General features: G+C 68.0%; 20 protein-coding genes, 3 tRNA genes and 2 pseudogenes. 15 read left to right on the top strand and 10 right to left on the bottom strand.

What is annotated here, in order from left to right; translation table 11 throughout:
• Nucleotides 1–30: 30 nt before the first annotated feature.
• Nucleotides 31–765, top strand: coding sequence for a DUF2071 domain-containing protein (locus ACZZ93_RS08305; RefSeq protein WP_463510849.1), 735 nt, complete (start codon nucleotides 31–33; stop codon nucleotides 763–765).
• Here ACZZ93_RS08305 and ACZZ93_RS08300 read toward each other — a convergent pair.
• The 5 genes from ACZZ93_RS08300 to ACZZ93_RS08280 form a co-directional block, all read right to left on the bottom strand.
• Nucleotides 746–1,666: an AEC family transporter gene (locus tag ACZZ93_RS08300; protein ID WP_463510848.1), complete on the bottom strand. Its 921-nt coding sequence runs from the start codon at nucleotides 1,664–1,666 to the stop codon at nucleotides 746–748. The two genes, ACZZ93_RS08305 and ACZZ93_RS08300, sit on opposite strands and share 20 nt — an antisense overlap.
• A 317-nt stretch (nucleotides 1,667–1,983) precedes the next feature.
• Nucleotides 1,984–2,607 (bottom strand): GntR family transcriptional regulator, encoded by a 624-nt coding sequence (locus ACZZ93_RS08295; protein WP_082297981.1) that lies wholly within the window; start codon nucleotides 2,605–2,607, stop codon nucleotides 1,984–1,986.
• 260 nt (nucleotides 2,608–2,867) lie between these two features.
• Nucleotides 2,868–2,940 (bottom strand) — tRNA-Phe (locus ACZZ93_RS08290).
• 70 nt (nucleotides 2,941–3,010) lie between these two features.
• Nucleotides 3,011–3,084, bottom strand: a tRNA-Asp gene (locus ACZZ93_RS08285).
• 29 nt (nucleotides 3,085–3,113) lie between these two features.
• Nucleotides 3,114–3,186: transfer RNA gene (locus ACZZ93_RS08280), tRNA-Glu, on the bottom strand.
• 211 nt (nucleotides 3,187–3,397) lie between these two features.
• Here ACZZ93_RS08280 and ACZZ93_RS08275 point away from each other — a divergent pair.
• Nucleotides 3,398–4,765 carry a peptidoglycan DD-metalloendopeptidase family protein gene (locus ACZZ93_RS08275; protein ID WP_053098718.1) on the top strand — a complete coding sequence of 456 codons (1,368 nt, stop codon included), beginning with the start codon at nucleotides 3,398–3,400 and terminating at the stop codon, nucleotides 4,763–4,765.
• A gap of 67 nt (nucleotides 4,766–4,832) precedes the next feature.
• Here ACZZ93_RS08275 and ACZZ93_RS08270 read toward each other — a convergent pair whose 3' ends face one another.
• Nucleotides 4,833–5,324, bottom strand: coding sequence for an inorganic diphosphatase (locus ACZZ93_RS08270; RefSeq protein WP_053098719.1), 492 nt, complete (start codon nucleotides 5,322–5,324; stop codon nucleotides 4,833–4,835).
• A gap of 68 nt (nucleotides 5,325–5,392) precedes the next feature.
• Nucleotides 5,393–6,364: a LysR family transcriptional regulator gene (locus ACZZ93_RS08265; RefSeq protein ID WP_463510847.1), complete on the bottom strand. Its 972-nt coding sequence runs from the start codon at nucleotides 6,362–6,364 to the stop codon at nucleotides 5,393–5,395.
• A gap of 111 nt (nucleotides 6,365–6,475) precedes the next feature.
• Here ACZZ93_RS08265 and ACZZ93_RS08260 point away from each other — a divergent pair, with 111 nt between their 5' ends.
• Nucleotides 6,476–7,855: an MFS transporter gene (locus ACZZ93_RS08260; protein WP_463510846.1), complete on the top strand. Its 1,380-nt coding sequence runs from the start codon at nucleotides 6,476–6,478 to the stop codon at nucleotides 7,853–7,855.
• Nucleotides 7,852–8,648 (top strand): annotated as a pseudogene (locus ACZZ93_RS08255) (3-hydroxybutyrate dehydrogenase). Before ACZZ93_RS08260 ends, ACZZ93_RS08255 begins: the two are co-directional and overlap by 4 nt.
• Here ACZZ93_RS08255 and ACZZ93_RS08250 read toward each other — a convergent pair.
• A complete protein-coding gene (locus tag ACZZ93_RS08250) occupies nucleotides 8,615–9,271 on the bottom strand; it encodes a TMEM175 family protein (RefSeq protein ID WP_463510845.1) in 657 nt (218 codons plus the stop codon). The pseudogene ACZZ93_RS08255 and the gene ACZZ93_RS08250 sit on opposite strands and share 34 nt — an antisense overlap.
• A 77-nt stretch (nucleotides 9,272–9,348) precedes the next feature.
• On the opposite strand from ACZZ93_RS08250, the pseudogene tilS reads away from it, so the two are divergent.
• Nucleotides 9,349–10,334, top strand: a pseudogene (tilS, locus tag ACZZ93_RS08245) (tRNA lysidine(34) synthetase TilS).
• Nucleotides 10,335–10,426: 92 nt separating this feature from the next.
• Here tilS and ACZZ93_RS08240 read toward each other — a convergent pair.
• The gene (locus tag ACZZ93_RS08240; RefSeq protein WP_463510844.1) at nucleotides 10,427–11,014 is read right to left on the bottom strand and encodes a DUF937 domain-containing protein; all 588 of its coding nucleotides are present in this window, start codon (nucleotides 11,012–11,014) and stop codon (nucleotides 10,427–10,429) included.
• A gap of 137 nt (nucleotides 11,015–11,151) precedes the next feature.
• On the opposite strand from ACZZ93_RS08240, the gene hpt reads away from it, so the two are divergent.
• The 10 genes from hpt (at nucleotide 11,152) to ACZZ93_RS08190 (ending at nucleotide 19,813) form a co-directional block, all read left to right on the top strand.
• Nucleotides 11,152–11,703, top strand: a complete 552-nt coding sequence (gene hpt, locus ACZZ93_RS08235; protein ID WP_053098725.1) for a hypoxanthine phosphoribosyltransferase — start codon at nucleotides 11,152–11,154, stop codon at nucleotides 11,701–11,703.
• Nucleotides 11,704–11,784: 81 nt separating this feature from the next.
• Nucleotides 11,785–13,785 carry an ATP-dependent zinc metalloprotease FtsH gene (ftsH, locus tag ACZZ93_RS08230; RefSeq protein WP_056276765.1) on the top strand — a complete coding sequence of 667 codons (2,001 nt, stop codon included), beginning with the start codon at nucleotides 11,785–11,787 and terminating at the stop codon, nucleotides 13,783–13,785.
• 3 nt (nucleotides 13,786–13,788) lie between these two features.
• Nucleotides 13,789–14,388 (top strand): GTP cyclohydrolase I, encoded by a 600-nt coding sequence (folE, locus tag ACZZ93_RS08225; protein WP_053098727.1) that lies wholly within the window; start codon nucleotides 13,789–13,791, stop codon nucleotides 14,386–14,388.
• The gene (gene folP / locus ACZZ93_RS08220) at nucleotides 14,385–15,185 is read left to right on the top strand and encodes a dihydropteroate synthase (protein WP_285365292.1); all 801 of its coding nucleotides are present in this window, start codon (nucleotides 14,385–14,387) and stop codon (nucleotides 15,183–15,185) included. Before folE ends, folP begins: the two co-directional genes overlap by 4 nt.
• Nucleotides 15,186–15,188: 3 nt before the next feature.
• The gene (gene folB / locus ACZZ93_RS08215; RefSeq protein WP_056276771.1) at nucleotides 15,189–15,581 is read left to right on the top strand and encodes a dihydroneopterin aldolase; all 393 of its coding nucleotides are present in this window, start codon (nucleotides 15,189–15,191) and stop codon (nucleotides 15,579–15,581) included.
• On the top strand, nucleotides 15,578–16,117 hold the full coding sequence (folK, locus tag ACZZ93_RS08210; protein ID WP_053098730.1) for a 2-amino-4-hydroxy-6-hydroxymethyldihydropteridine diphosphokinase: 540 nt from the start codon (nucleotides 15,578–15,580) through the stop codon (nucleotides 16,115–16,117). Before folB ends, folK begins: the two co-directional genes overlap by 4 nt.
• Nucleotides 16,114–16,611: a DUF3180 domain-containing protein gene (locus tag ACZZ93_RS08205; RefSeq protein ID WP_463510843.1), complete on the top strand. Its 498-nt coding sequence runs from the start codon at nucleotides 16,114–16,116 to the stop codon at nucleotides 16,609–16,611. The genes folK and ACZZ93_RS08205 overlap by 4 nt, the downstream gene beginning before the upstream one ends.
• Nucleotides 16,547–17,143, top strand: a complete 597-nt coding sequence (locus ACZZ93_RS08200) for a PH domain-containing protein (RefSeq protein WP_053098732.1) — start codon at nucleotides 16,547–16,549, stop codon at nucleotides 17,141–17,143. Before ACZZ93_RS08205 ends, ACZZ93_RS08200 begins: the two co-directional genes overlap by 65 nt.
• Nucleotides 17,140–19,116 (top strand): PH domain-containing protein, encoded by a 1,977-nt coding sequence (locus ACZZ93_RS08195; protein WP_463510842.1) that lies wholly within the window; start codon nucleotides 17,140–17,142, stop codon nucleotides 19,114–19,116. The genes ACZZ93_RS08200 and ACZZ93_RS08195 overlap by 4 nt, the downstream gene beginning before the upstream one ends.
• Nucleotides 19,109–19,813: a DUF2520 domain-containing protein gene (locus ACZZ93_RS08190; RefSeq protein WP_053098733.1), complete on the top strand. Its 705-nt coding sequence runs from the start codon at nucleotides 19,109–19,111 to the stop codon at nucleotides 19,811–19,813. The genes ACZZ93_RS08195 and ACZZ93_RS08190 overlap by 8 nt, the downstream gene beginning before the upstream one ends.
• A 2-nt stretch (nucleotides 19,814–19,815) precedes the next feature.
• Here ACZZ93_RS08190 and ACZZ93_RS08185 read toward each other — a convergent pair whose 3' ends face one another.
• Nucleotides 19,816–21,657: a DUF2207 domain-containing protein gene (locus ACZZ93_RS08185; RefSeq protein ID WP_463510841.1), complete on the bottom strand. Its 1,842-nt coding sequence runs from the start codon at nucleotides 21,655–21,657 to the stop codon at nucleotides 19,816–19,818.
• Nucleotides 21,658–21,726 lie beyond the last annotated feature (69 nt).

The raw sequence follows: 21,726 nt of genomic DNA, 5'->3' as shown, positions 1-21,726 counted from the left end.
GGAATTTAGCTCCAGTGCTACATTCGGAGCATGACGATCATCCGCGGTGTCCGTGCTCAGCTCCGTCGGCGACTCCTGATCACCTATCGGGTCGAGCCGGAGGTCGCCTCCTCCTTGCTGCCCACGGGATTCCGCCCGCAGATCGTCGACGGGTCTGCGGTGGCCGGCGTGTGCGTGCTGGGGCTGGAGTCGATCCGACCGAGCTGGGCGCGGGGCCGGTGGGGTCTGCGCTCCGAGAACGCCGCCCACCGGGTCGCCGTCGAGTGGGACACCGAGGATGGCGTGCAGAGAGGCGTCTTCATCGTCGGTCGGCACAGCTCGGCGTGGCATCCGGTCATCTTCGGCGGACGGTTGTTCCCGGGGGTGCATCGCCGAGCGAGGTTCGAGATCGAGGAGGGGAATGGTCGCTACGCGGTCACGATGGATGCCGGCGAGCACAGTCTCTGCGCGGATGTCGAGGTGGGAGGCGCATGGTTGAGCTCTCTCTTCGCCTCGATCGACGAGGCCTCGGACTTCTATCGCGCCGGTCGGCTCGGCTGGTCGGCGGCGCGGGGAGGGCGCAGCGTCGAATCGGTCGCGCTCACCACCGACGCGTGGAGGGTCGAGAACGCACACCTGCACAGCATGAGCTCGTCGTTCTTCGACGCTCTTCCCGCCGGCTCAGCGGTGTTCGACAGTGTCGTCGTGATGCGCGATCTTCCGCTGACGCTGTCGGACGTGCGCGAGTCCCGGATCGACGCGGTGCTCAGCCCAGCAGGAACATGATGAGGATCAGCACGGGCAGGCAGCCGAGAGTGGTCAGGAATACGGTGTCGCGCGAGATCGTCTCGCCGATGTCGTAGCGCTGCGAGTAATTGAAGACGTTCTGTGCGGTCGGGAGCGCGGCGAGGATCACGACGATCAGCACCTCGGCCGGCGAGAGCCCGAAGACGAACTCGGCCACCACCCACGCGATCAGCGGCATCGCGATGAGCTTGAGCGAGGTGGCGAGGATGATGTCCCGTCGGTGGCCGGGAGCGCCGAGCACGCGCTGGCCGTGCAGGGAGATGCCGTAGCTGATCAGCAGAACCGGCACGGCGGCATCGGCGATCAGCTGAGCCGGCTCCATGATGATGGGCGGCACCGTGAGGCCCAGCACCGAGATGAGCGTGCCGAGGAGCGACGCGATGATGATGGGATTCGTCGCCGTGCGCACGAGCGTCTTGCGCAGCGAGACGCGATCGCTCGTGACGGCGTCGAGGATCGTCAGCGAGATCGGGGTGAACACCAGCAACTGCATCAGCACCACCGGTGCGGGGTACGCGGCGCTGCCGAGAAGGTAGAGCGACAACGGGATGCCGATGTTGTTCGAGTTGACCTGCCCCGCCGACAGCGCTCCGATCAGGGTCTCTCCGACCGGGCGCTTCCACCAGAGCCGCGCGATGAGTGTGTAGATCCCGATGATCGCGACGGCCGCGATCGCCGACACGGGGAGCAGCGAGGAGAAGAGCATCTTCGCATCGGAGTGGGCGAGCACGGTGAAGAGCAGGAACGGCGACAGCACGAAGAAGATCAGACGCCCGAGCACGTGCCGGGCGTGCGGTCCGAGCAGGTCGATCCGGCCCAGCACATAGCCGAGTGCGATCGCGACTCCCACGACGGCGAATCCGGTGAGCGTCTCGAGCATGGTTCGAGCGTATCCAGCCCGGAAGCACGTCGTCGCCACCGGCACGGTCGGCGCGCGGGAGTCCGCCGTAGCAGTCGGAGTGGGCCCGCGTCAATGGATGAGCTCCGATCAGCGTCAAGACGGGGTGCGGCCATACGCTGAGAACACGACGAGCAGCATCTGCCGCTCTCCGTCGGTCGAACCAGACGGTGCCCTCGAGTTCTCTCGGTCTTGAGCGCCCACATGGGGGTGGGTGCGCTTGCGGACCTTCTCATCGACTGCTCCGGTCCCCCCGTTCGGGCGCGGGGGACCGGAACCAACTCCCTCGGGAGTGGCCGTTACTTCAGGCGGAGCATCCTCTGCACGGCCTTCACGCCGGCGTTCGCGCTGCGGGCGCGCATCGCGGACTCGAGCTCCTCGAGCGATTCCTTCGTGTCCACCCGGGGCTCGCCGAGGTAGAGGTCGCGGAACACGAGATACCAGAAGTCGCTCAGCATGAGTCGATAGAGATCGTTGAGCGCGCGGTCGGTGAGGAACTCGAAGAGCTCCACATGGGCTTCGATCCATCCCTCGCCCGTTTCGACGGACCGGATGGCGTCGGCGATCAGTTCGCACGCGATGGCGAGATCCGCCTCGGACAGCGCAAGCGCGGCCTCACGGATGATCTCCCCGCCCTGAGAGGCGGCGAACTCGCGGGTGATGCGGGACCGCTCGTCGGTGATGTCGGTGACCATCGAGTAGCGGTTCGCGTGGACCTCCATCAGCCCGGCGCGCGCCAGTCGCTGCACGGCCTCTCGGACGGGGGTGCGGGTGACTCCCAGATCGTCTGCGATCGCCTTGTCGCTCAGTTTCGCGCCAGGCGCGTAGGTGCCGTCGGCGATCGACGTCGCGAGTCGACGAAAGAGCTCTTCAGCTCCGAGGTTCCGCTGCGCCCCAGGCACAACGGGCAGTTCAGGTCCCATATCGGTATATTACGACGCATAGGTATGGCGGGGCTGTCCGCCGAGCGAATGCGTGTTTGACCTGCGGCCCGTGCACCTGCTCGACGCATCGAGACGGTCGTCCTGAGACGTGTCGTCTCGTGGCTGGAGCGCGTGACGACAGGCACAGAACCAGCAGCCCAGGGGAGCGGAGCAGACACCGACTCTCACCGGAAAAGCGGAAACCCCCGCCATGTAGAAGCTAGGCGAGGGTTCCTAAGGTGACTGTAATGATCACCCTGTGGCTCCGACGGGCGTCGATCCCGTGACCTCACGATTTTCAGTCGTGCGCTCTACCAACTGAGCTACAGAGCCATGCGACCGGCTAGACCTGTCGCATCTAGACGAAAGGCCCTTCTCGAAGAAAAGGGCCCGTCGCTTAGAGCGACCCTGACGGGACTTGAACCCGCGACCTCCGCCGTGACAGGGCGGCACGCTAACCAACTGCGCTACAGGGCCATACTTGTTTTCAATTGTACCGGAAGGAGTGACCCCAACGGGATTCGAACCCGTGCTACCGCCGTGAAAGGGCGGCGTCCTAGGCCGCTAAACGATGGGGCCGAAGTCTGTCCCGGAGGACTTCCTTGCCGACGCTCAAGCATAAGGGAAGATCTGAGCAAAACGCGAATCGAGGGCGAGCCTGCTGTCTCCCGGGCGTGTTCAGGAGGACGATGGACTCACATCGCTGTGCCCTCTCCCGCTGTCCGCCCCCTGGTGCGGATGTGAAAGAAGTTGTTAGTGTGGCATCTGTGAAACCGGCGAAAGGGGCCGTGTGAACGACCATCACTCCACGTCGGATGCTGCTGCGGCGGCGTCCGACGACTGCGGCTGCGCGCCGACCCCTGCGGAGAGCCGCGCGTTCTGGAAGGACCGTTCGGTCACCCGTCGCAGCGCCCTCACATTCGGCGCGCTCAGCGTCGTCGCCCTCAGCGCCTTCGGCGTCTCCTCAGGAGTGACCGCCGCGTACGCCGCCTCGTACCCCAGCTGGGACGACGTGCAGAACGCCATGAACAACGAGTCCGCGAAGGCAGCGGAGGTCACGCGCATCGAGGGACTCATCCAGTCGCTCAAGCAGCGGGTGGCGGATGCGCAGGCCAAGGCCGTGCTCGCGGGCGAGGAGTACAACGCCGCGCAGCTCGCCTACTTCGACGCCATCGCCGTCGCGGAGGAGCTCCAGTCGAAGGCCGATGAGCAGGCCGTCGCCGCCGATGACGCCACGAAGAAGGCGGCCCAGCTCGCGGCGCAGCTGTATCGCAACGGCGGCGACGACACCGCCCTCGAGCTGTTCTTCGCCGGCTCGGCCGACAACGCCGACCAGCTGCTCTCGCGTCTCGGCACGATGGACAAGGTCTATCAGTACAACCAGACGGTGCACGACAACGCGGTCGCTGCCCGCAACTCGGCCCAGCAGCTCACCGATCAGGCTGTCGTCGCCCGCACGGAGCGCGATCGCCTGCAGCAGATCGCCGAGCAGAAGATGATCGAGGCTCAGGCCGCTGCGGACGCCGCTCAGGCTGCGCTCGACGAGCAGTCGGCGAACCTCGCGACGATGCAGGCACAGCTCTCAGCCCTGAAAGACGCCACGGCGACGACCGTGGCCGGGTACAAGGAGGGCGTGCGCGTCGCGGAGGAGGAGCGCAAGCGTCGCGAAGCGGCCGAGGCCGCGGCAGCCGCCGCAGGCAACGGCGGCGGAGGAGGTGGCGGCGGAGGCGTCGGCGGCTCGCCGGGTTCCGGCGGCTGGGTTCGACCGCACGGAGGACACCGGAGCGCCGGATTCGGCCCCCGGCCCAAGCCCTGCGCAGCCTGCTCCGGCTACCACTACGGCGTCGACCTCGCGAACGGGTGCGGCGCGGCGATCTATGCGGCGCAGTCCGGAACCGTCGACTACGCCGGTCCGCGCGGCAACTACGGCAACTACATCCGCATCCAGCACGGTGGGGGAGTCTCCTCCGGCTATGCCCACATCAGGGACGGCGGCTTCGCCGTCCGCAGCGGGTCATGGGTCAACTCCGGTCAGGTCATCGCCTATGCGGGCAACACCGGAGCATCCGTCGGCTGCCACCTGCACTTCGAGGTGTACATCAACGGCGCGTACACCAACCCGATCACGTTCCTCGCAGATCGCGGCGTCTCGGTCTGAGAACGACCACAACGAGAAGACCCCCGGCCGCTGAGCGGAACCGGGGTCTTCTCGACGGAGCCTGGGGTCAGTGACCCTGCTCGCCGAAGCGGACGATCGCCTCGTCGAGGATGCGCTGCGCCTCTGCGGCGTCGCCCCATGCGTCGACCTTGACCCACTTGTTGGGCTCGAGGTCCTTGTAGTGCTCGAAGAAGTGCTCGATCTCCTTCTTGGTGTACTCGGCGACGTCGCCGATGTCCTGGATGTGGGCCCAACGGGGGTCCTTCGACAGCACGGCGACGAGCTTGTCGTCTCCGCCGGCCTCGTCGCTCATCTTGAGCACGGCGACCGGGCGCACCTCGACGACGACGCCGGGGTAGATGGCGTGGTCGAGGAGCACGAGAACGTCGAGCGGGTCGCCGTCCTCGCCGAGGGTGTTGTCGAAGTAGCCGTAGTCGGCGGGGTACCCGAAGGTCGTGTAGAGCACGCGGTCGAGGTGCACTCGTCCGGTCTCGTGGTCGACCTCGTACTTCACGCGGCTGCCGCGCGGGATCTCGATGACGGCGTCGTGTGCGCCCATGCGTGTGCTCCTCAGAAATGACGGTTGGATGCCGCGCACTAGCCTAGCCGGGCCGTCGACGGGTGCTGTCAGCGTTCGGCGGCCGGGGCGATGCCGAGCAGTGCATCCTGGACGGCCGCCGTGCGGTCGCGGATGGCGGCAGCCACCGCGGCGACCGCGGGCTGGCGCAGCGAGTCCGGACGCAGCACCATCCAGTAGGGCAGGCGCTCGGCGAAGTCGTCGGGGAGGAGCCGCACCAGATCGGCGTGGCCGTCGGCCAGGAAGCACGGAAGGAAGCCGATCCCCGCGCCGGCGCGTGTGGCCTCGACATGGACGAAGACGTTGGTCGAGCTGAGCGAATCCGGCATCCCCGGCACGAGTCGTCGAGGAGCATCCAGATCGTCGACCTGGAGCATCGAATCGACGAAGTAGACCAGCGGATGCCTGCTCAGCTCAAGGGAATCGGCGGGCGTCCCGTGCTCGTCCAGGTACCCGTGCGACGCGTACATGCCCAAGGTGTAGAAGCCGAGTCGGATGGCCTCGGCGCGGTGCACCTGCGGTTCTCCGACCACCACTTCCAAGTCCAGCCCGGAACGGTACTGCAGAGCCCGCCGGGTGACGTTGACGATCTCGACGCTGAGTCTCGGATACTTTCGCCGCAGCTGCGCGACCGCGGGCGCGATGACGAACGCACTGAACCCGTCGGTGGCGGAGATCCGCACGACCCCGGCTATCTGATCGGACTCGGCTTCTCCTTCATGGATCGTCGCCACCGCCGTCTCCACGTCCTCGGCAGCGCGCACCGCCCGACGCCCGAGGTCTGTCAACTCCCACCCTCCCGAGCTGCGGGCGAGGACCCGCCCGCCGAGGACTCTCTCCAATGCGGCGATGCGTCGCGAGACTGTCGTGTGATTCAGCCCCAGGCTCTGGCCGGCAGTAGTGAAGCGACCGGTGCGCGACACGGCGAGAAGGATGAGGAGATCGTCGGCGTGCGGCTCGGAGGTACTCGGGGAAGATGTCACATCTGCAATTGTGCACTCCGTCTCTGCTCGACTGGTCATTGGCGCACAGAGCCGGGCGTGCACATACTGGCGAGGGCCGCCCGCAGACGGGATACCGGCCCGCCAGGCAGCCGTCGACGAGGACGCTGCAGAACACGAAGGAGTGCATTCATGGGCGTCGAGCAACCGGTCGACTCGCAGGTCGAGACCCGAACATCCGGGCTGAAGAAGATCGTGGCCGCCTCGATGGTGGGCACGGTGGTGGAGTGGTACGAGTTCTTCCTCTACGCCACCGCCGCATCGCTCGTGTTCGGCACCTTCTTCTTCCCCAACGCCGGCACCGAGCTCGACGGCATCATCGCCGCATTCCTGACCTACGCGGTCGGATTCATCGCCCGTCCGCTCGGCGGCATCGTGTTCGGCCAGATCGGCGACAAGCTCGGCCGCAAGCACACCCTGCAGATCACCATCATCCTCGTCGGGGTCGCGACCTTCCTGATGGGGTGCCTGCCCGGCTTCGATTCGATCGGCTACTGGGCGCCGGCGCTGCTCGTGCTCCTGCGATTCATCCAGGGGTTCGCCGTCGGCGGTGAATGGGGCGGTGCCGTGCTGCTGGTCGCCGAGCAGAGCCCCGACAGGTCTCGCGCGTTCTGGTCGAGCTGGCCCCAGGCCGCCGTCCCGGTGGGCAACCTGCTGGCGACCCTGGTGCTGCTCGGCATGTCCTGGGCGCTTCCCGCCGACCAGTTCCTGAGCTGGGGATGGCGCGTGGCGTTCTGGGTCTCGGCGATCGTCGTCGTCATCGGCTATTTCATCCGCCGGCACGTCAGCGAGGCGCCCATCTTCCTCGAGGCCCGCGCACAGGTCGAGGCCGACAAGGCCGTGAGCTACGGAGTGCTCGAGGTCGTGCGCAAGTACCCGCGGGGCATCTTCGGAGCCATGGGCCTGCGCTTCGCGGAGAACATCCTGTACTACATCATCGTCTCGTTCACGATCGTGTACCTGAAGACGGTGCACGCCTACGACACGAGTCAGCTGCTGCTGGCGCTTCTGGTCGCGCACGCCATCCACTTCGTCGTGATCCCGCAGGTCGGCCGGCTCTCGGACGCCTGGGGACGCAAGCCCGTCTACCTCGCCGGCGCGGTGCTCGGAGCCAGCTGGGCGTTCTTCGCCTTCCCGATGTTCGACACCCAGAACCCGTTCGTGATCATCGGGGCGGTCACGATCGGTCTGTGCTTCCACGCGCTCATGTATGCGGGGCAGCCGGCGATCATGGCCGAGATGTTCCCGACCCGCATGCGCTATTCCGGCGTCTCCCTGGGGTACCAGGTCACCTCGATCGTCGCGGGCTCGCTCGCGCCGATCATCGCCACGGCCCTGCTGCAGGACTTCGGCTCGTGGCTGCCGGTGGCGATCTACGTCGCGGCAGCTTGCGCCGTCACCGCGGTCGCGGTGGTCACCCTCAAGGAGACCCGCGGGGTGTCCCTGCACGACATCGATGACGCGGATGCACGCAAGCACGGGCTGAACACTCCCCGGGTGAGCGCGGCATGACCGAGCGAAGCATCGAGAGGCCGGGTGGGGCCGGTCTGTCGCTGAGCGGCCGCCGAGCCCTGGTGACGGGAGGCGCCAGCGGGATCGGCCTGGCGGTCGTGCGAGCATTGGCCGCGCGTGGCGCTCACGTCGTGGTCGCAGACAAGGATCGCGCGCAGTGCGAGGCCGCCGCGGCCGAGGTCGGAGGCTCGAGCTGGGTGGTCGATCTGCTGGAGCCGGCCGCCGTCACCGACGACCGGCTGGCCGACGTGCTGGCCGGTGTCGACATCCTGGTGAACAACGCCGGGATCCAGCACATCAGCCCGATCCAGGATTTCGATCCCGAGGACTTCCGACGGATCGTGACCCTCATGTTGGAGGTTCCGTTCCTGCTGATCCGCGCGGCTCTGCCGGAGATGTACGCGAACGGGTTCGGCCGCATCGTGAACGTCTCATCGGTGCACGGACTGCGCGCATCGCCCTACAAGTCCGCCTACGTCGCGGCCAAGCACGGGCTGGAGGGACTGTCGAAGGCCACCGCGCTCGAAGGAGGGAGCACGGCGTCACCAGCAACTGCGTCAACCCCGGCTACGTGCGCACGGCGCTGGTCGAGAAGCAGCTGTCCGACCAGGCGCGTGTGCACGGCATCCCTGAAGCCGAGGTGCTGGCGAAGATCATGCTGACCGAAAGCGCGATCAAGCGCCTGATCGAGCCCGACGAGGTGGCATCGCTGGTCGCCTGGCTGGCGAGCGACGAGGCGTCGATGGTCACCGGGGCGAGCTATGCGATGGACGGCGGCTGGTCGGCGCGATGAGGAACCAGCCGCGTCCACAGTCGATCCAGGAGCGATGACAGAGGTCCGGTGAGCCAGAGCAGCAGCAGGGCGAGGTACCCCACCCCTCCGAGGCTGATCGCCAGCAGCATCGCCACCGCCGAGAGCAGGATCGAGGCGATGTCGGCGGCGGCACCGTGACGGATGCGGGAGGGCGGCGTCTTCGTCAGGTCAGGGTGCCGCAGCAGATAGATGCGCGCGCCGAGCGTGGTGATCTGCGTGGCGATGAGCGTGCCGATGTAGAGGACCACCTGCAGCGGGTCGGTGTCCATCTGACCGAGCATCGCCGTAGGCACCGGCAGCCAGACGATCGTCGCCATCCAGGCCACGTTGAGCCAGAGAAGCGGTCTCGTGATCCGCGTGACCTCGTCGTACTGTCGGTGGTGCCCCATCCAGAAATTGGCGATGAGGACGAAACTCAGCCCGAAGCTCAGCAGCTGTCCTGCATGCTCCTGCAAGAACTCGGCGGTGCCCAGACCTCCGGCGGCGGCCTCGGACACGGACTCCATCAGCGGCAGGATCAGCAGCGTCATCGCGATGGCGACGACCGCGTCGACGAACGCCTTGAATCGTTCGGTCCTGAACCGCAGCACGTGATCCGTCACGGCGCCAGGCTAGAGCGCGATGCCCGTCGAGCGCGAGCGCTGTGCGGTGATCCGTCCCCGTGATCTACCGTTGGTCTGTGCCGTCGCTCTCTCCCGTCATCGCCGAGATCCGCCTCGCCGTGCGCACCGCGCTCGCCGATCTGCCCGAGGGGTCGACAGTCGTCGTCGCTCTCTCCGGGGAGCGGACTCCCTCGCGCTCGCCGCGGCGACCGCTTTCGAGGCGCCCAAGCTCGGGCTTCGGGTGGGCACGCTCACCGTCGACCATGGGCTGCAGAACGGGTCGGATGCCGTCGCCGCGCGCACTGCGAGAGCGGCGGCCGCGCTGGGGCTCGACGCGCTGGTCGTGCGCGTGGAGGTCGGCGCTGACGGAGGCCCTGAGGCAGCGGCGCGAGACGCGCGGTACCGGGTGCTGAAGGACGCCGCGACGGATGCCGGTGCGGCGGCCGTGATCCTCGGGCATACGCTCGACGACCAGGCCGAGACGGTGCTGCTCGGTCTCGCACGCGGATCCGGCGCCGCGAGCCTGCAGGGGATGGCTTCCGTGCGAGAGGACGATGACGGACTGCGCTGGGTGCGCCCGATGCTCGGGGTGCGGCGCGAGACCACACGAGCGTTCTGCGCGGAATCCGATCTCGAGGTCTGGGACGACCCGCACAACACAGATGATCGGTTCGCCCGGGTGCGGGTGCGCGACCGGGTCCTTCCCGTGCTCGAGACCGAGCTCGGCCCCGGCATCGCCGAGGCGCTCGCGCGCACCGCCGAGCAGCTGCGCGAAGACGCCGAGGCGTTCGACGAGATGATCCACGAGACGATCGAGGACATCGTCGAGCACGCCGAGGCGGGGATCTCCGTGAGCGTCGCCGCGCTCGCCGCGAACCCCGCCGCTCTCCGCAACCGCATCATCCGACTCGTGGTCGACAGCGAGTTCGGCGTGAGCCTGACCCGATCGCAGACCCTCGAGGTCGCTCGTCTGGCGATCGACTGGTCGGGTCAGGGGCCCATCGATCTGCCGGGGTGCTCGGCGGCTCGAGCGGGCGGTCGCATCGTGTTCACCGCGCGCTGAGCCGCGGCATCCCACTCCTCGCAGAGACGGAGAAACCCTGCGGTCCCCCCCAGGAGGGGGCCGCAGGGTGTCGTCCGGCAGGCTGCCGGGGGCTACTTCTTTCCGCCCAGCAGGCCGCCGAGGATGTCTCCGATTCCGCCGCCGCCCGACGAGCTTCCGCCGCCGAGGATGCCGCCGAGGATGTCTCCGATTCCGCCGCCGCCCGTGGAGCCGCCGCCGAGGATGCCGCCGATGACGTCACCGATTCCGCCGCCGCCCGACTGCGACTCTGCAGGCGCGGACTTCGCGGACTTGTCCTTGGTGGCGTTGGCGATCAGGCCCATCACGATCGGAGCGAGGATCGGAAGGAGCTTGCCGAAGTCGATGCCGGCGGTCTCCTTCGATTCGGTGAGCTTCTGGGTGACCTTCTGCTCGTCGTCGCCGAGGATGTGCGAGACGATCTTGCCGCAGTCGGTCTGATCGATGTCGTCGACCTTCGCCGCACCGGTCCGTCCCTCGTGGCGCTTGAGCGCGTTCTCGATCGCGGAGGAGCCCTCAGCGGTCGAGGCGTTCTTGGCGAGGCCGCCGAGCAGCACCGCTCCGCCCTGTTCGACCGCCTCCTTGGCGACGTCGGGGGAGACTCCGAGCTTCGCGGCGATGTCGTCGATCGGGACCTGCTTCAGGATGTCGTCGAGAGCCATGGGTGAATCCTTCCGTCCGGGGCGTCCGCCCGTCACACCGTCAGAGTAGTGGGGATGCCGGCGCGCATCCGGAATTCTGGTCGACGATCTGCGGATGCTGTGCAGGACCATGGTGATGCGTCGCCTAAAATCGATCCATGCGCGCCGCGGAGATCCAGGACGACCTTGCTCAGATCCTCGTCACAGAGGAGGAGATCATCGCGAAGCTCGATGAGCTCGCGGCCCAGGTGGCGATCGATTACGAGGGCAAGGAGATCATCCTCGTCGGCGTGCTCAAGGGCGCGGTCATGGTCATGGCCGACTTCGCCCGCGCACTTCCGTTCCACGCTCCGATGGACTGGATGGCCGTCTCGAGCTACGGTGCGAGCACCAAGTCGAGTGGTGTCGTGCAGATCCGCAAGGACCTCGATACCGACCTGAACGGCAAGCACGTGCTGATCGTCGAGGACATCATCGACTCGGGTCTGACCCTCAGCTGGCTGCTCGAGAACTTCGAGTCGCGCGGTGCGGAGTCCATCGAGGTGCTCGCCCTCCTCCGCAAGCCCGAGGCCGCGAAGGTGGTCATCGACTGCAAGTACGTCGGCTTCGACATCCCGACCGACTTCGTGGTCGGCTACGGCCTCGACTACGACGAGCGCTACCGCAACCTGCGCGATGTGGCCGTGCTGGCCCCGCACGTCTACAGCTGAGCGGACGCTCCGGCGCACCCGCTACGCCGTGGGTGAACGCACAGCGGCCACCTAGGGCGCGCGCGATACGCTGATCCGACCATGGATGTCAAGAAGCTCACGCGGAACCCGCTGATCTACGTCGCTCTGATCGGACTGCTGCTGTTCGGCGGCTTCCTGCTGATCTCGAACCTCGGCGCCCCCAAGCAGATCACGACCCAGGAGGGTCTCGAGCTGCTCGGCGGCAAGACGGTGACCGAGGTCGTCAACACCGACGGCGACCAGCGGGTCGACATGACCCTGTCCAAGGCCTTCGAGGGCGCGGACAAGGTGCAGTTCTACTACGTCGACGCCCGGGCCGAAGAAGTGGTCACGGCGATCAACGACGCCGACCCGAAGGACGGCTTCAACGATGCCGTTCCGCGTGCGACCTGGTTCGACGGCATCCTCTCCCTTCTTCTTCCTCTCGTGCTGCTCGGCCTGCTGTTCTGGTGGCTCCTGTCGTCGATGCAGGGCGGCGGCGGCAAGGTCATGCAGTTCGGCAAGTCCAAGGCCAAGCTCGTCAACAAGGAGACCCCGACCGTCACCTTCGCCGACGTCGCCGGTGCGGATGAGGCGATCGAGGAGCTCCACGAGATCAAGGAGTTCCTGCAGGACCCGGCCAAGTTCCAGGCCATCGGCGCCCGCATCCCGAAGGGCGTGCTGCTGTACGGCCCTCCCGGAACCGGAAAGACGCTGCTCGCCCGCGCGGTCGCCGGCGAGGCGGGAGCCCCGTTCTACTCGATCTCGGGTTCCGACTTCGTCGAGATGTTCGTCGGTGTCGGCGCATCGCGAGTGCGCGACCTGTTCAACGTGGCGAAGGAGAACTCTCCCGCCATCATCTTCATCGATGAGATCGACGCCGTCGGTCGTCACCGCGGTGCCGGCATGGGCGGCGGAAACGACGAGCGCGAGCAGACGCTCAACCAGATGCTCGTCGAGATGGACGGCTTCGACCCGAACGCGAACGTCATCGTGATCGCCGCGACGAACCGTCCCGACATCCTCGACCCCGCGCTGCTGCGTCCGGGCCGCTTCGACCGCCAGATCGGCGTCGACGCCCCTGACCTCCGCGGCCGCCAGAAGATCCTCGAGGTGCACAGCAAGGGCAAGCCGCTGTCGAAGAGCGTCGACCTCGAGGTCGTCGCCCGCAAGACTCCCGGATTCACGGGTGCCGATCTCGCGAACGTCCTCAATGAGGCCGCGCTGCTGACCGCCCGCTCGAATGCGCAGCTGGTCGACAACCGCGCGCTCGACGAGGCCATCGACCGTGTGATCGCCGGCCCTCAGCGTCGCACCCGCGTGATGAAGGACAAGGAGAAGCTCATCACCGCGTATCACGAGGGCGGTCACGCTCTCGCAGCTGCGGCGATGAACTACACCGACCCTGTGACGAAGATCACGATCCTGCCTCGCGGCAAGGCCCTCGGCTACACGATGGTGCTGCCGCTCGACGACAAGTACTCCGTCACGCGCAACGAGCTGCAGGATCAGCTCACGTACGCGATGGGTGGCCGCGTCGCCGAGGAGATCATCTTCCACGACCCGACCACCGGTGCCTCGAACGACATCGAGAAGGCGACCTCGATCGCCCGCAAGATGGTCATCGAGTACGGCATGACCACCCAGGTGGGTCCGGTCAAGCTCGGTTCCGAGGGTGGCGACATGTTCGTCGCGCGCGACATGGGCCGTGGCCGCGAGTACTCCGAGAAGGTCGCGGAGCGGGTGGATGCCGAGGTGCGCGCACTCATCGAGCAGGCGCACAACGAGGCGTACGAGGTCATCAGCGCCAACCGCGACATCCTCGACAGGCTCGCTCTGGCCCTCCTCGAGGAGGAGACGCTGGACCACAACCAGATCGCCGAGATCTTCACCGAGGTGAAGAAGCTCCCCGAACGTCCGCTGTGGCTCTCGAGCGAAGACCGCCCCGTCTCGGAGCGTCCTCCGATCGAGGTCCCGAAGAAGGACGTCTCGCTGGCCGCTTCGATCCAGGCGCCGGCGTCGGCTCCGCGCACACAGCCAGGATCGGCGGGAGCCGGTCAGGCTCGACCAGCGACGGCCTGACCCGTGTCTGTCGACCGCGCGCGTGTCGAGCGACTCACCAGGGAACTGCTCGAGGCGATCGGCGAAGACCCTGACCGTCCCGGGCTGAAGCAGACGCCGACGCGGATGGGCGATCTGTATGCGGAGTTCTTCGCCGGGGTCGGCGAAGACCCCGCAGCGCCTCTCGCGCACACGATCAGCGTCGCCCGGGGTCCCGCACCCGACACGCTCCCCTCGGGTGCCGTGCTGCTGCGGGACATCCGATTCCGGTCGGTGTGCGAGCACCACCTGCTGCCGTTCGCGGGGCGCGCGCACATCGCCTACCTTCCGGGCGAGCAGGTCGTCGGGCTGGGCGCGCTCGTGCGCGTCGTCGAGATCCTCGCCACCCGACCCCAGGTGCAGGAACGACTCGGCGAGCAGATCGCCGACACGATCGCGGAGCACCTCGACACCCGCGGAGTGCTCGTCGTGCTCGACGCCAGCCACGGCTGTGTGACGATGCGCGGAGGACGGCAGCCGGAGGCGTCCACGCTGACCATCGCCGCCCGCGGCGAGTACACGGACCCGATCGCGAGGGCGGAGCTCATCGCGCTGATCGGCGCCCCGAGCGCGGGGCACGCATGACGGGGATCTGGGGGATCGTCAACGTCACGCCCGACTCGTTCAGCGACGGCGGTCGGTATCTCGACGTGGATCGGGCCGTTGAACACGGCCTGCGGCTGCGGACCGAGGGAGCCACCGTGCTCGACGTCGGCGGCGAGTCGACGAGGCCGGGAGCCGAGCGCGTGGGGGCGGAGATCGAGCAGGAGCGCGTGCTCCCCGTGATCGAGCGACTCGTCGCTGAGGGCGCGCCTGTGAGCATCGACACCATCAACGCGTCGACTGCGGCGGCGGCCGTCCGAGCGGGCGCTCGGATCGTCAACGACGTCTCCGGCGGGCTCGCCGACCCCGACATGCTGGCTGCCGTCGCCGAGTCCGGCGCGGACTATGCGATCGGCCACTGGCGTGGTTTCTCCGCTGACATGTACGAGCACGCCGAGTATCGTCGTGCCGCCCGCGAGGTCGCGGGAGAGCTGCGCGAGCGCATGGGCGAGGCCGCGGCTGCGGGAATCGCGCCGTCGCGCCTGATCGTCGACCCGGGGATCGGATTCTCGAAGAAGGGCGGCCAGAACTGGGGCGTCCTCCGCGGCCTCGACGAGATCGTCGCGCTGGGGCCACGCGTGCTCGTGGGCACCTCCCGGAAGAGGTTCCTCGCGGAGACCATCGGCGCCGACCCTGCGGCGGTGTCCGAGGCGCGTCGCGACCTCGCGACAGCGGTCACGAGCGCCCTCGCCGCCCGCGCCGGAGTCTGGGCCGTCAGAGTCCACGATGTCGGTGCCACCCGCGACGCTCTGGCCATCGTGCATGCCTGGGAGGGATGAACCATGGATGTCCTCGACGAGATCGTCCTCACCGGACTGACCGTGTTCGGTCGGCACGGCGTGTACGACCACGAGCGGGAGAACGGTCAGGAGTTCACGATCGATCTGCGCCTTCGGATGCCGCTGGACGATGCGGCGTCATCGGACGACGTGGCCGACACGGTGCACTACGGAGAGCTCGCCGAGAGAGTCGCAGAGGTCGTCGCGGGCGAGCCGGTGAACCTCATCGAGACGCTCGCCGATCGCATCGCGGCTGTCGCGCTCGCCGACGCCCGGGTGCACTCCGTCACCGTCACGGTGCACAAGCCGCATGCTCCGATCGCCCTGACCTTCTCGGACGTCGCCGTCACCGTGCACCGGGCGCGACAGCAGTTCGCCGAGGAGGAGTCGCGATGAGTCGCAATCTGGCGAACCCGCCGAGTCTCCCCGGCCCGCGACCCGGGCGCGAGGATGCCGTCGCGGTCGTCGCCTTCGGCGCGAATCTCGGTGATCGCGAAGGCACGATCCGCGCCGCCGCCGAGCGCATCTCGCGACTGCCGCTGGTCAGAGACGTGCGGTTGTCCTCGTTGATCGAAACCGTCGCGCTGCGGCTCGACGGGCCGGATCCCGACGCCCCGGGGTATGTGAACGCGGTCGCCCTGGTCACCACCCGCCTCGCTCCGTCGATCCTGCTCGGCATGCTGCACGCGATCGAAGACGAGTACGGCCGCGAGCGCCTGGAGAGATGGGGCGATCGGACACTCGACCTCGACCTGATCGCCTACGGTGACGAGTCGGCGGAGGGTGACGGACTGCAGCTGCCGCATCCCCGTGCGTTCGAGAGGTTGTTCGTCCTCGAGCCGTGGCTCGAACTCGATCGCGACGCAGTGCTTCCCGGTGCGGGTCGGGTCGCCGACCTCGTCGCGGATCTGCGACGCCGGGAGCAGCGATGAAGCGCACCTCGATCGGACTCCTCGTGCTCCTCGCCGTGCTCGCCGCCGGCGGGGGCTTCGTCCTCGACCACATGCTGACGGCGATGGGCCGCACGACCTTCACGCCGTCGTTGCTGCTGCCCGTGCTGCTCCTGCTCATCGGCGCAGCCTCGCTGGGCGTCGCCTGGCCCGTGCGCGCGAGTGTCCGCAACGGCGTCCGCATCGATCCGTTCCGTGCGACGCGCGCGGTGACGCTGGCCCGCGCGTCCAGTCTCGTCGGGGCGATCATGGCGGGGTTCGGAGCGGGCCTCTTGGCGTTCCTCCTCTCCCGGCCGATCGATCCCCCGGTAGGGTCGACTGTGGCGATGCTGGCACTGATCGGAAGCGCGGTCGTGCTGACCGTCGCCGCGCTCATCGCCGAACAGTTCTGCATACTTCCGAAGGATCCTGATGACTCAGAACCCAGAGATCGAGCCGGGGATCCCGGCCCCGCTGAACTCGGCGGAGGTCACTGACCGCGCGGCCCTCGACCAGGGCACGTACCCGCAGCTGCGCACCGCGCGCAGCGAGGCGAGACTCGAGCTCGACGGGACCTGGCATCAGATCTCCCCTCGCTACGTGGTCTCGCAGAACGTGCAGAACCTGATCTTCATCGCCGTCGTCCTCGCGGTCGCGGCGGTTCTCGCGCTCGTGCTGCATCAGACCTGGGCGTGGATCCCGGCGGGTGTCGTCGTGCTCATCACGCTGATCACCATGGTCATCCTGCCGAGGCAGGCGAGGGCCATCGGATACATGCTCCGCGAAGACGACATCGTCTTCCGCAAGGGCATCCTCTGGCAGCGCATGATCGCCGTGCCCTACGGACGCATGCAGCTCGTCGACATCACCCAGGGGCCGCTGGACCGCGCGTTCGGCATCTCCCAGCTGAAGATGGTCACCGCCGCTGCGACGACCGGAGTGCAGATCCCGGGTCTCACCCAGACGGCGGCGGAAGCGCTGCGGGACACCCTGATCGAGGTCGCCGAGACTCGCCGGACGGGCCTGTGAGCGAGCACCAGCCGCCGGCACCGACGGGAGAGCGGCCCAGCGCGGACACCGGGCGCGAGACCCTCGCCGACGGCGAGTGGCATCGGATGCATCCGCTCACCCCGCTCTTCAAGGGCGGGCTGGCCCTGATCATCATCGCGGGCATCGCGATCGCCAACCTTCGCGACCGTCTGATCGCCTGGTTCGTCGACCTCTTCACCCCCGAAGAGGCGCAGTACGACTACAGCGGCGGGGATCCCGTCGACTGGGTGCTGCAGAACAACCTCATCGTCATCGTGCTGCTCAGCGTGCTCGGACTGGTCGTCGTCCTCGTGCTCATCTTCTGGTTCGTCTGGCGCTTCCAGCAGTTCCGGATCACGGGGGACCACGTCGAGGTCCGCAAGGGCATCGTCTTCCGCTCGCACCGTCGCGCTCCGCTCGACCGGGTGCAGGGCGTCAACCTCACCCGTCCGTTCCCCGCGCGCATCATCGGACTCGCGAAGCTCGAGGTCGTCGGTGCCGGCACCGATTCCAACGTCGAGCTCGAGTACCTCGCGACTCCGCGCGCAGAGGCGGTGCGCACCGACATCCTGCGCCTCGCCTCGGGTGCGCGCGCAGCCAGACTCACAGCTGCGGACGCCGCGGCCGGCGTGCGCTCCTCTGACGCCGCAGGCTCGGGGACAGTCGCGCCCGGTTCGGCACGGGCACAGCTCGTCGGATCGATGAACGCCGGCGTCAACGATCTGATCAGCGGCGTCGACCTCGCCGACGTCGAGCCCGAGAGTGTGGTGAAGATCCCGACCGGGCGTCTCGTCGGCTCCCAGCTCATCTCGAGCGTCCTCTGGCTCATCTTCTTCGGGATCATCTTCGGCATCGCGGTCGGCGGCGTCGCGATCGGCTCGCTGATCGACGGAGACCCCATCGGCGGGTTCCTCGGTCTCGGGATCACGCTGGGCATCGCGATCCCCATGATCATCGCGATCGTCGGAATCACCTGGGCGCAGATCTCGAAGTCGCTGCGCTACTCGATCGCTCCGACGCCCGACGGCGTGCGGATCACCTACGGTCTGCTGACGACCGTGACCGAGACGCTGCCGCCTGGACGCATCTTCGCCGTGGAGGTCACGCAGTCGCTGCTGTGGCGGCCGTTCGGCTGGTGGACCATCAGGATCAACCGCATGAGCGGCAAGAGCGCCGCTCAGCAGTCGTCGGGTTCGGCCCAGCAGTTCAGCGTCGTGCTGCCGGTCGGCAAGCGCGCCGATGTCGAACGCGTGCTCGCGCTGATCCTTCCCGATGCTCCGGTCGCCGACATCCCGCTCGTGTGGGAGCACGGCATTCTCGGACCGGTCGAGGGCGACCCGTACCGGACGATGCCTCGGCGCGCATGGTGGCGCAGGCCCGTGTCGTGGAAGCGTCACGGCTTCGCGTTGACCGAGTTCGGACTCCTGCTCCGGCGTGGCATCGTCTGGCGCAAGCTGGCGATCTTCCCGCTCGCCCGGCTGCAGGGAGTGTCGCTCTCGCAGGGGCCGATCGACCGTGCGCAGCGTGTGTCCGGTGCGCAGGTGCACTCCGTGCAGGGGCTCATCACGGGCTATCTGTCGGGTCTCGAACGCGATGACGCGCTGTACCTGCTCGACAGGGTGAGCTCGGCAGCGGTCGCCGCCGCCGCGCGCGATCACACCCACCGGTGGGGCGAATACGTGACGGATGCCGAGGGAGCGCAGGTTCCCGGATACCCGGTCCCCGGGGCGGATGCCGCTGCAGGCGTCTCCGGGGCCCCGCTGCCTCCTCCGGCTCCGCCGGTCGTGCCTCCGGCTCCGCCTGTCGTGCCTCCGGCTCCGCCTGTCGCGCCACCGGCTCCGCCTGTCGTGCCTCCGGCTCCGCCTGTCGTGCCTCCGGCTCCGCCTGTCGCGCCGCCCGCTCCGCCTGTCGTGCCTGTCGCTCCGCCCGTACCTCCGGCCCCGCCCGCAGCGCCGGCTCCGAACGGTGAGTGATCCGACGCGCCGCGATGGGCGCCTCGGAGTCGGCATCATCGGCGCGGGACGAGTGGGGCCGGTCATCGGCGCGGCTCTCGCCGGAGCAGGACACGCGATCATCGGCATCACGAGCGGCTCTGACGACGACCGTGCGTCAGCGGTGCTGCCGGACGTCCCGATCCTCGATGCGCTGGAGGTCGTGCGTCGCAGCGAGCTGGTCGTGGTGGCCGTTCCTCACGATCAGCTGGCGGGCCTGATCGCGGGCATCGCCGAGGTCGGAGGCTGGCAGCTCGGCCAGCTCGTGCTGCACACGGACCCCGGTCACGGCATCGAGGTGCTGCGACCGGCGGCCTCGAGCGGTGCGATCCCGCTCGCCGTGCATCCGGCGATCACCTTCACGGGCACGTCGATCGATCTGCGTCAGCTGCAGGCGAGCTATGCGGCGGTCACCGCTCCGGCGGCGGTGCTTCCCATCGCACAGGCTCTGGCAGTCGAGATGGGATGCGAGCCGGTCGTGATCTCGGAGGCGGATCGGGAGGCCTACGCCGACGCGATCCAGACCGTCACCGAGTTCTCACGCTCGATCATCGCGCAGTCCACCTCGCGCCTCGGTGAACTCGGCGTCGAGAACCCGGGGGGATACCTCTCCGCCCTGGTGCAGTCGACGGTCGAACGGGCGCTCCGCGATGCGTCAGGGCCGCCCCCTCTGCTCTGACGTCAGCGACCGCCCGAGAAGCCGCCTCCACCGCCTCCGCCGGAGAAGCCGCCGCCGAACGATCCGCCTGCGCTCGACGACGAGCTCGCACTCGGTGCCGCGTACGTCGCGGACGCGTGCGACGTCGCAGCGAACGCCACGAGCTGACCGCGGACGAAGGGCGCGCTGGGATCCCCGATCCACGACGCGCCTCGTTGCTCGTAGGCGTACACCTGCTCGAGAATGGCGCCCCATTCGTTCTCCATGCCGAACAGCATCGCGTAGGGGAGCAGGCGCTCGTAGACGACGATCACGTTCGCGCTGCCGTCCTGTCGCCTCTCGGCGCCCGTGTACGACTGGAGCATCCGGAGTCGGTCGGCTTCGGCGACGCGGATGAACTCCCTGACGCCCATGAGGTATTCGTACAGTCGGGCGCCTTCGGCGGTGAGGACGGTGTGCTTCGAGAAGCCGTAGAAGGAGGACAGGAGAACGAGGAAGACACCGAACGCGATCGCGACGAACGCAGGAATCGCTGTGACACGTCCGCCGATGATCCCCCAGAGGCCGAGGGTGAAGCCTGCGAGCACGACGCCGATCGCACACCACTGCAGGATCATCGCGCCCCTGCTGCGCGCCTTGGTGGTGAGGCCGCGTGACACCGCTGCCTCGATGCCGCTCTGCGACAGCGTCTTCATGCGGGCCGCGAAGTCTTCGCTCGAACTCGGAACCTCGGCGACTCCTGCGGCGTCGGCGCCGACGAAGAGCGCATCCAGTGCCTGGGCGTCGAGCTCGTCAGGAATCCTCCCACCCGGAAGGCGTCGCAGCCGTGGCTGCTCGACGTCGGTGCCCTCCTCGATGCGCAGCAGGCCGCGTACCGCGAGGTGGATGATCTCTGCGGGGATCGGGTCTTTGGCGCCGGGCACGATCCCGGCGGCCAGCAGTGGCGGCAGCGAATCCGGCACGTCGTACTGCGCGACGATGATGCCGCTGGATGTGCGTCGCTTCTTCTTGAACGCCGACACGGCGATCCAGCTTCCGACCGAGAGCCCGAGCCCGCCCAGTGCCGCGATCGCGGGAACGGTGTCGGTCACGGGATCGGGCTGCCGCGCCGACGGCTGCACAGCGGTGCCGGGGTCGAATCCGACGGCGACCGTGATCCCCTCGCCGGGGGAGAGCTCTTTCGCCTCGACAGCGAAGTGCGCGCCGTCGGGCGACGCGACGAGGTCGCACTCGTTCGTCGATCCCTGGTAGCCGGTGTAGCAGCGGGCGTTTCCGGTCATCCGATCCGTCATCGTCTCGTCGAACACGATCTCCGCACGGAAGTCCTCGACGGGCTGCGTGCTGTCGAGAGGAAGCAGGTCCCAGTAGAACTCGTCGACTCCGGGGTCTGCCGCCAGGATCACGTCGCGCATCTCGTATTCGATCACGTAGGTCGTGAGTCCGCGCACGTAGTCGTCGTCGCCGGTGAGCACCAGCAGCAGCCCGTCCTCCTGCTCGGTCTCGTAGGGCACGTCGGCCCCGGTCTCGTCGGTCACCGACAGCACTCGCACATCGAGCCACGCGTTCTCGTAGCTCGTCGGAAGGCCGCGGACGATCCCCTTGTTCTGATCGACCTCGGGGAATCGAGCCGTGAGGGACTCGGTGACGTGCATGTGCGAGCGGCCGTCGTCGTCGAGACCCACCTCGTACCGTGCATCCCACGATGCGTAGGAGAAGTCGTCCACGTCGGCGCGGATTGCGGTCGAGGCGCCGGCGGCGGGTGCGGGTCCCGCTGCTGCTGCAGCTGCCGGTGTCGTGGGCACGAGCAGTGCAGCGGCGGTGAGACCGATCGTGACGAGCGTGCGGGCGAGTCTGGTGGCTGCCATGCTTCGAGGCTACCCAGACTCGACCGCAGGGTCAGGGGTCGGACCTCGGTAAACTGGACACGACTTTCA

The sequence above is a fragment of the Microbacterium sp. AC026 genome (assembly GCF_979258475.1).
Note: the sequence above shows the minus strand (reverse complement) of the source record. Positions and strands in the feature narration are given on the sequence as shown.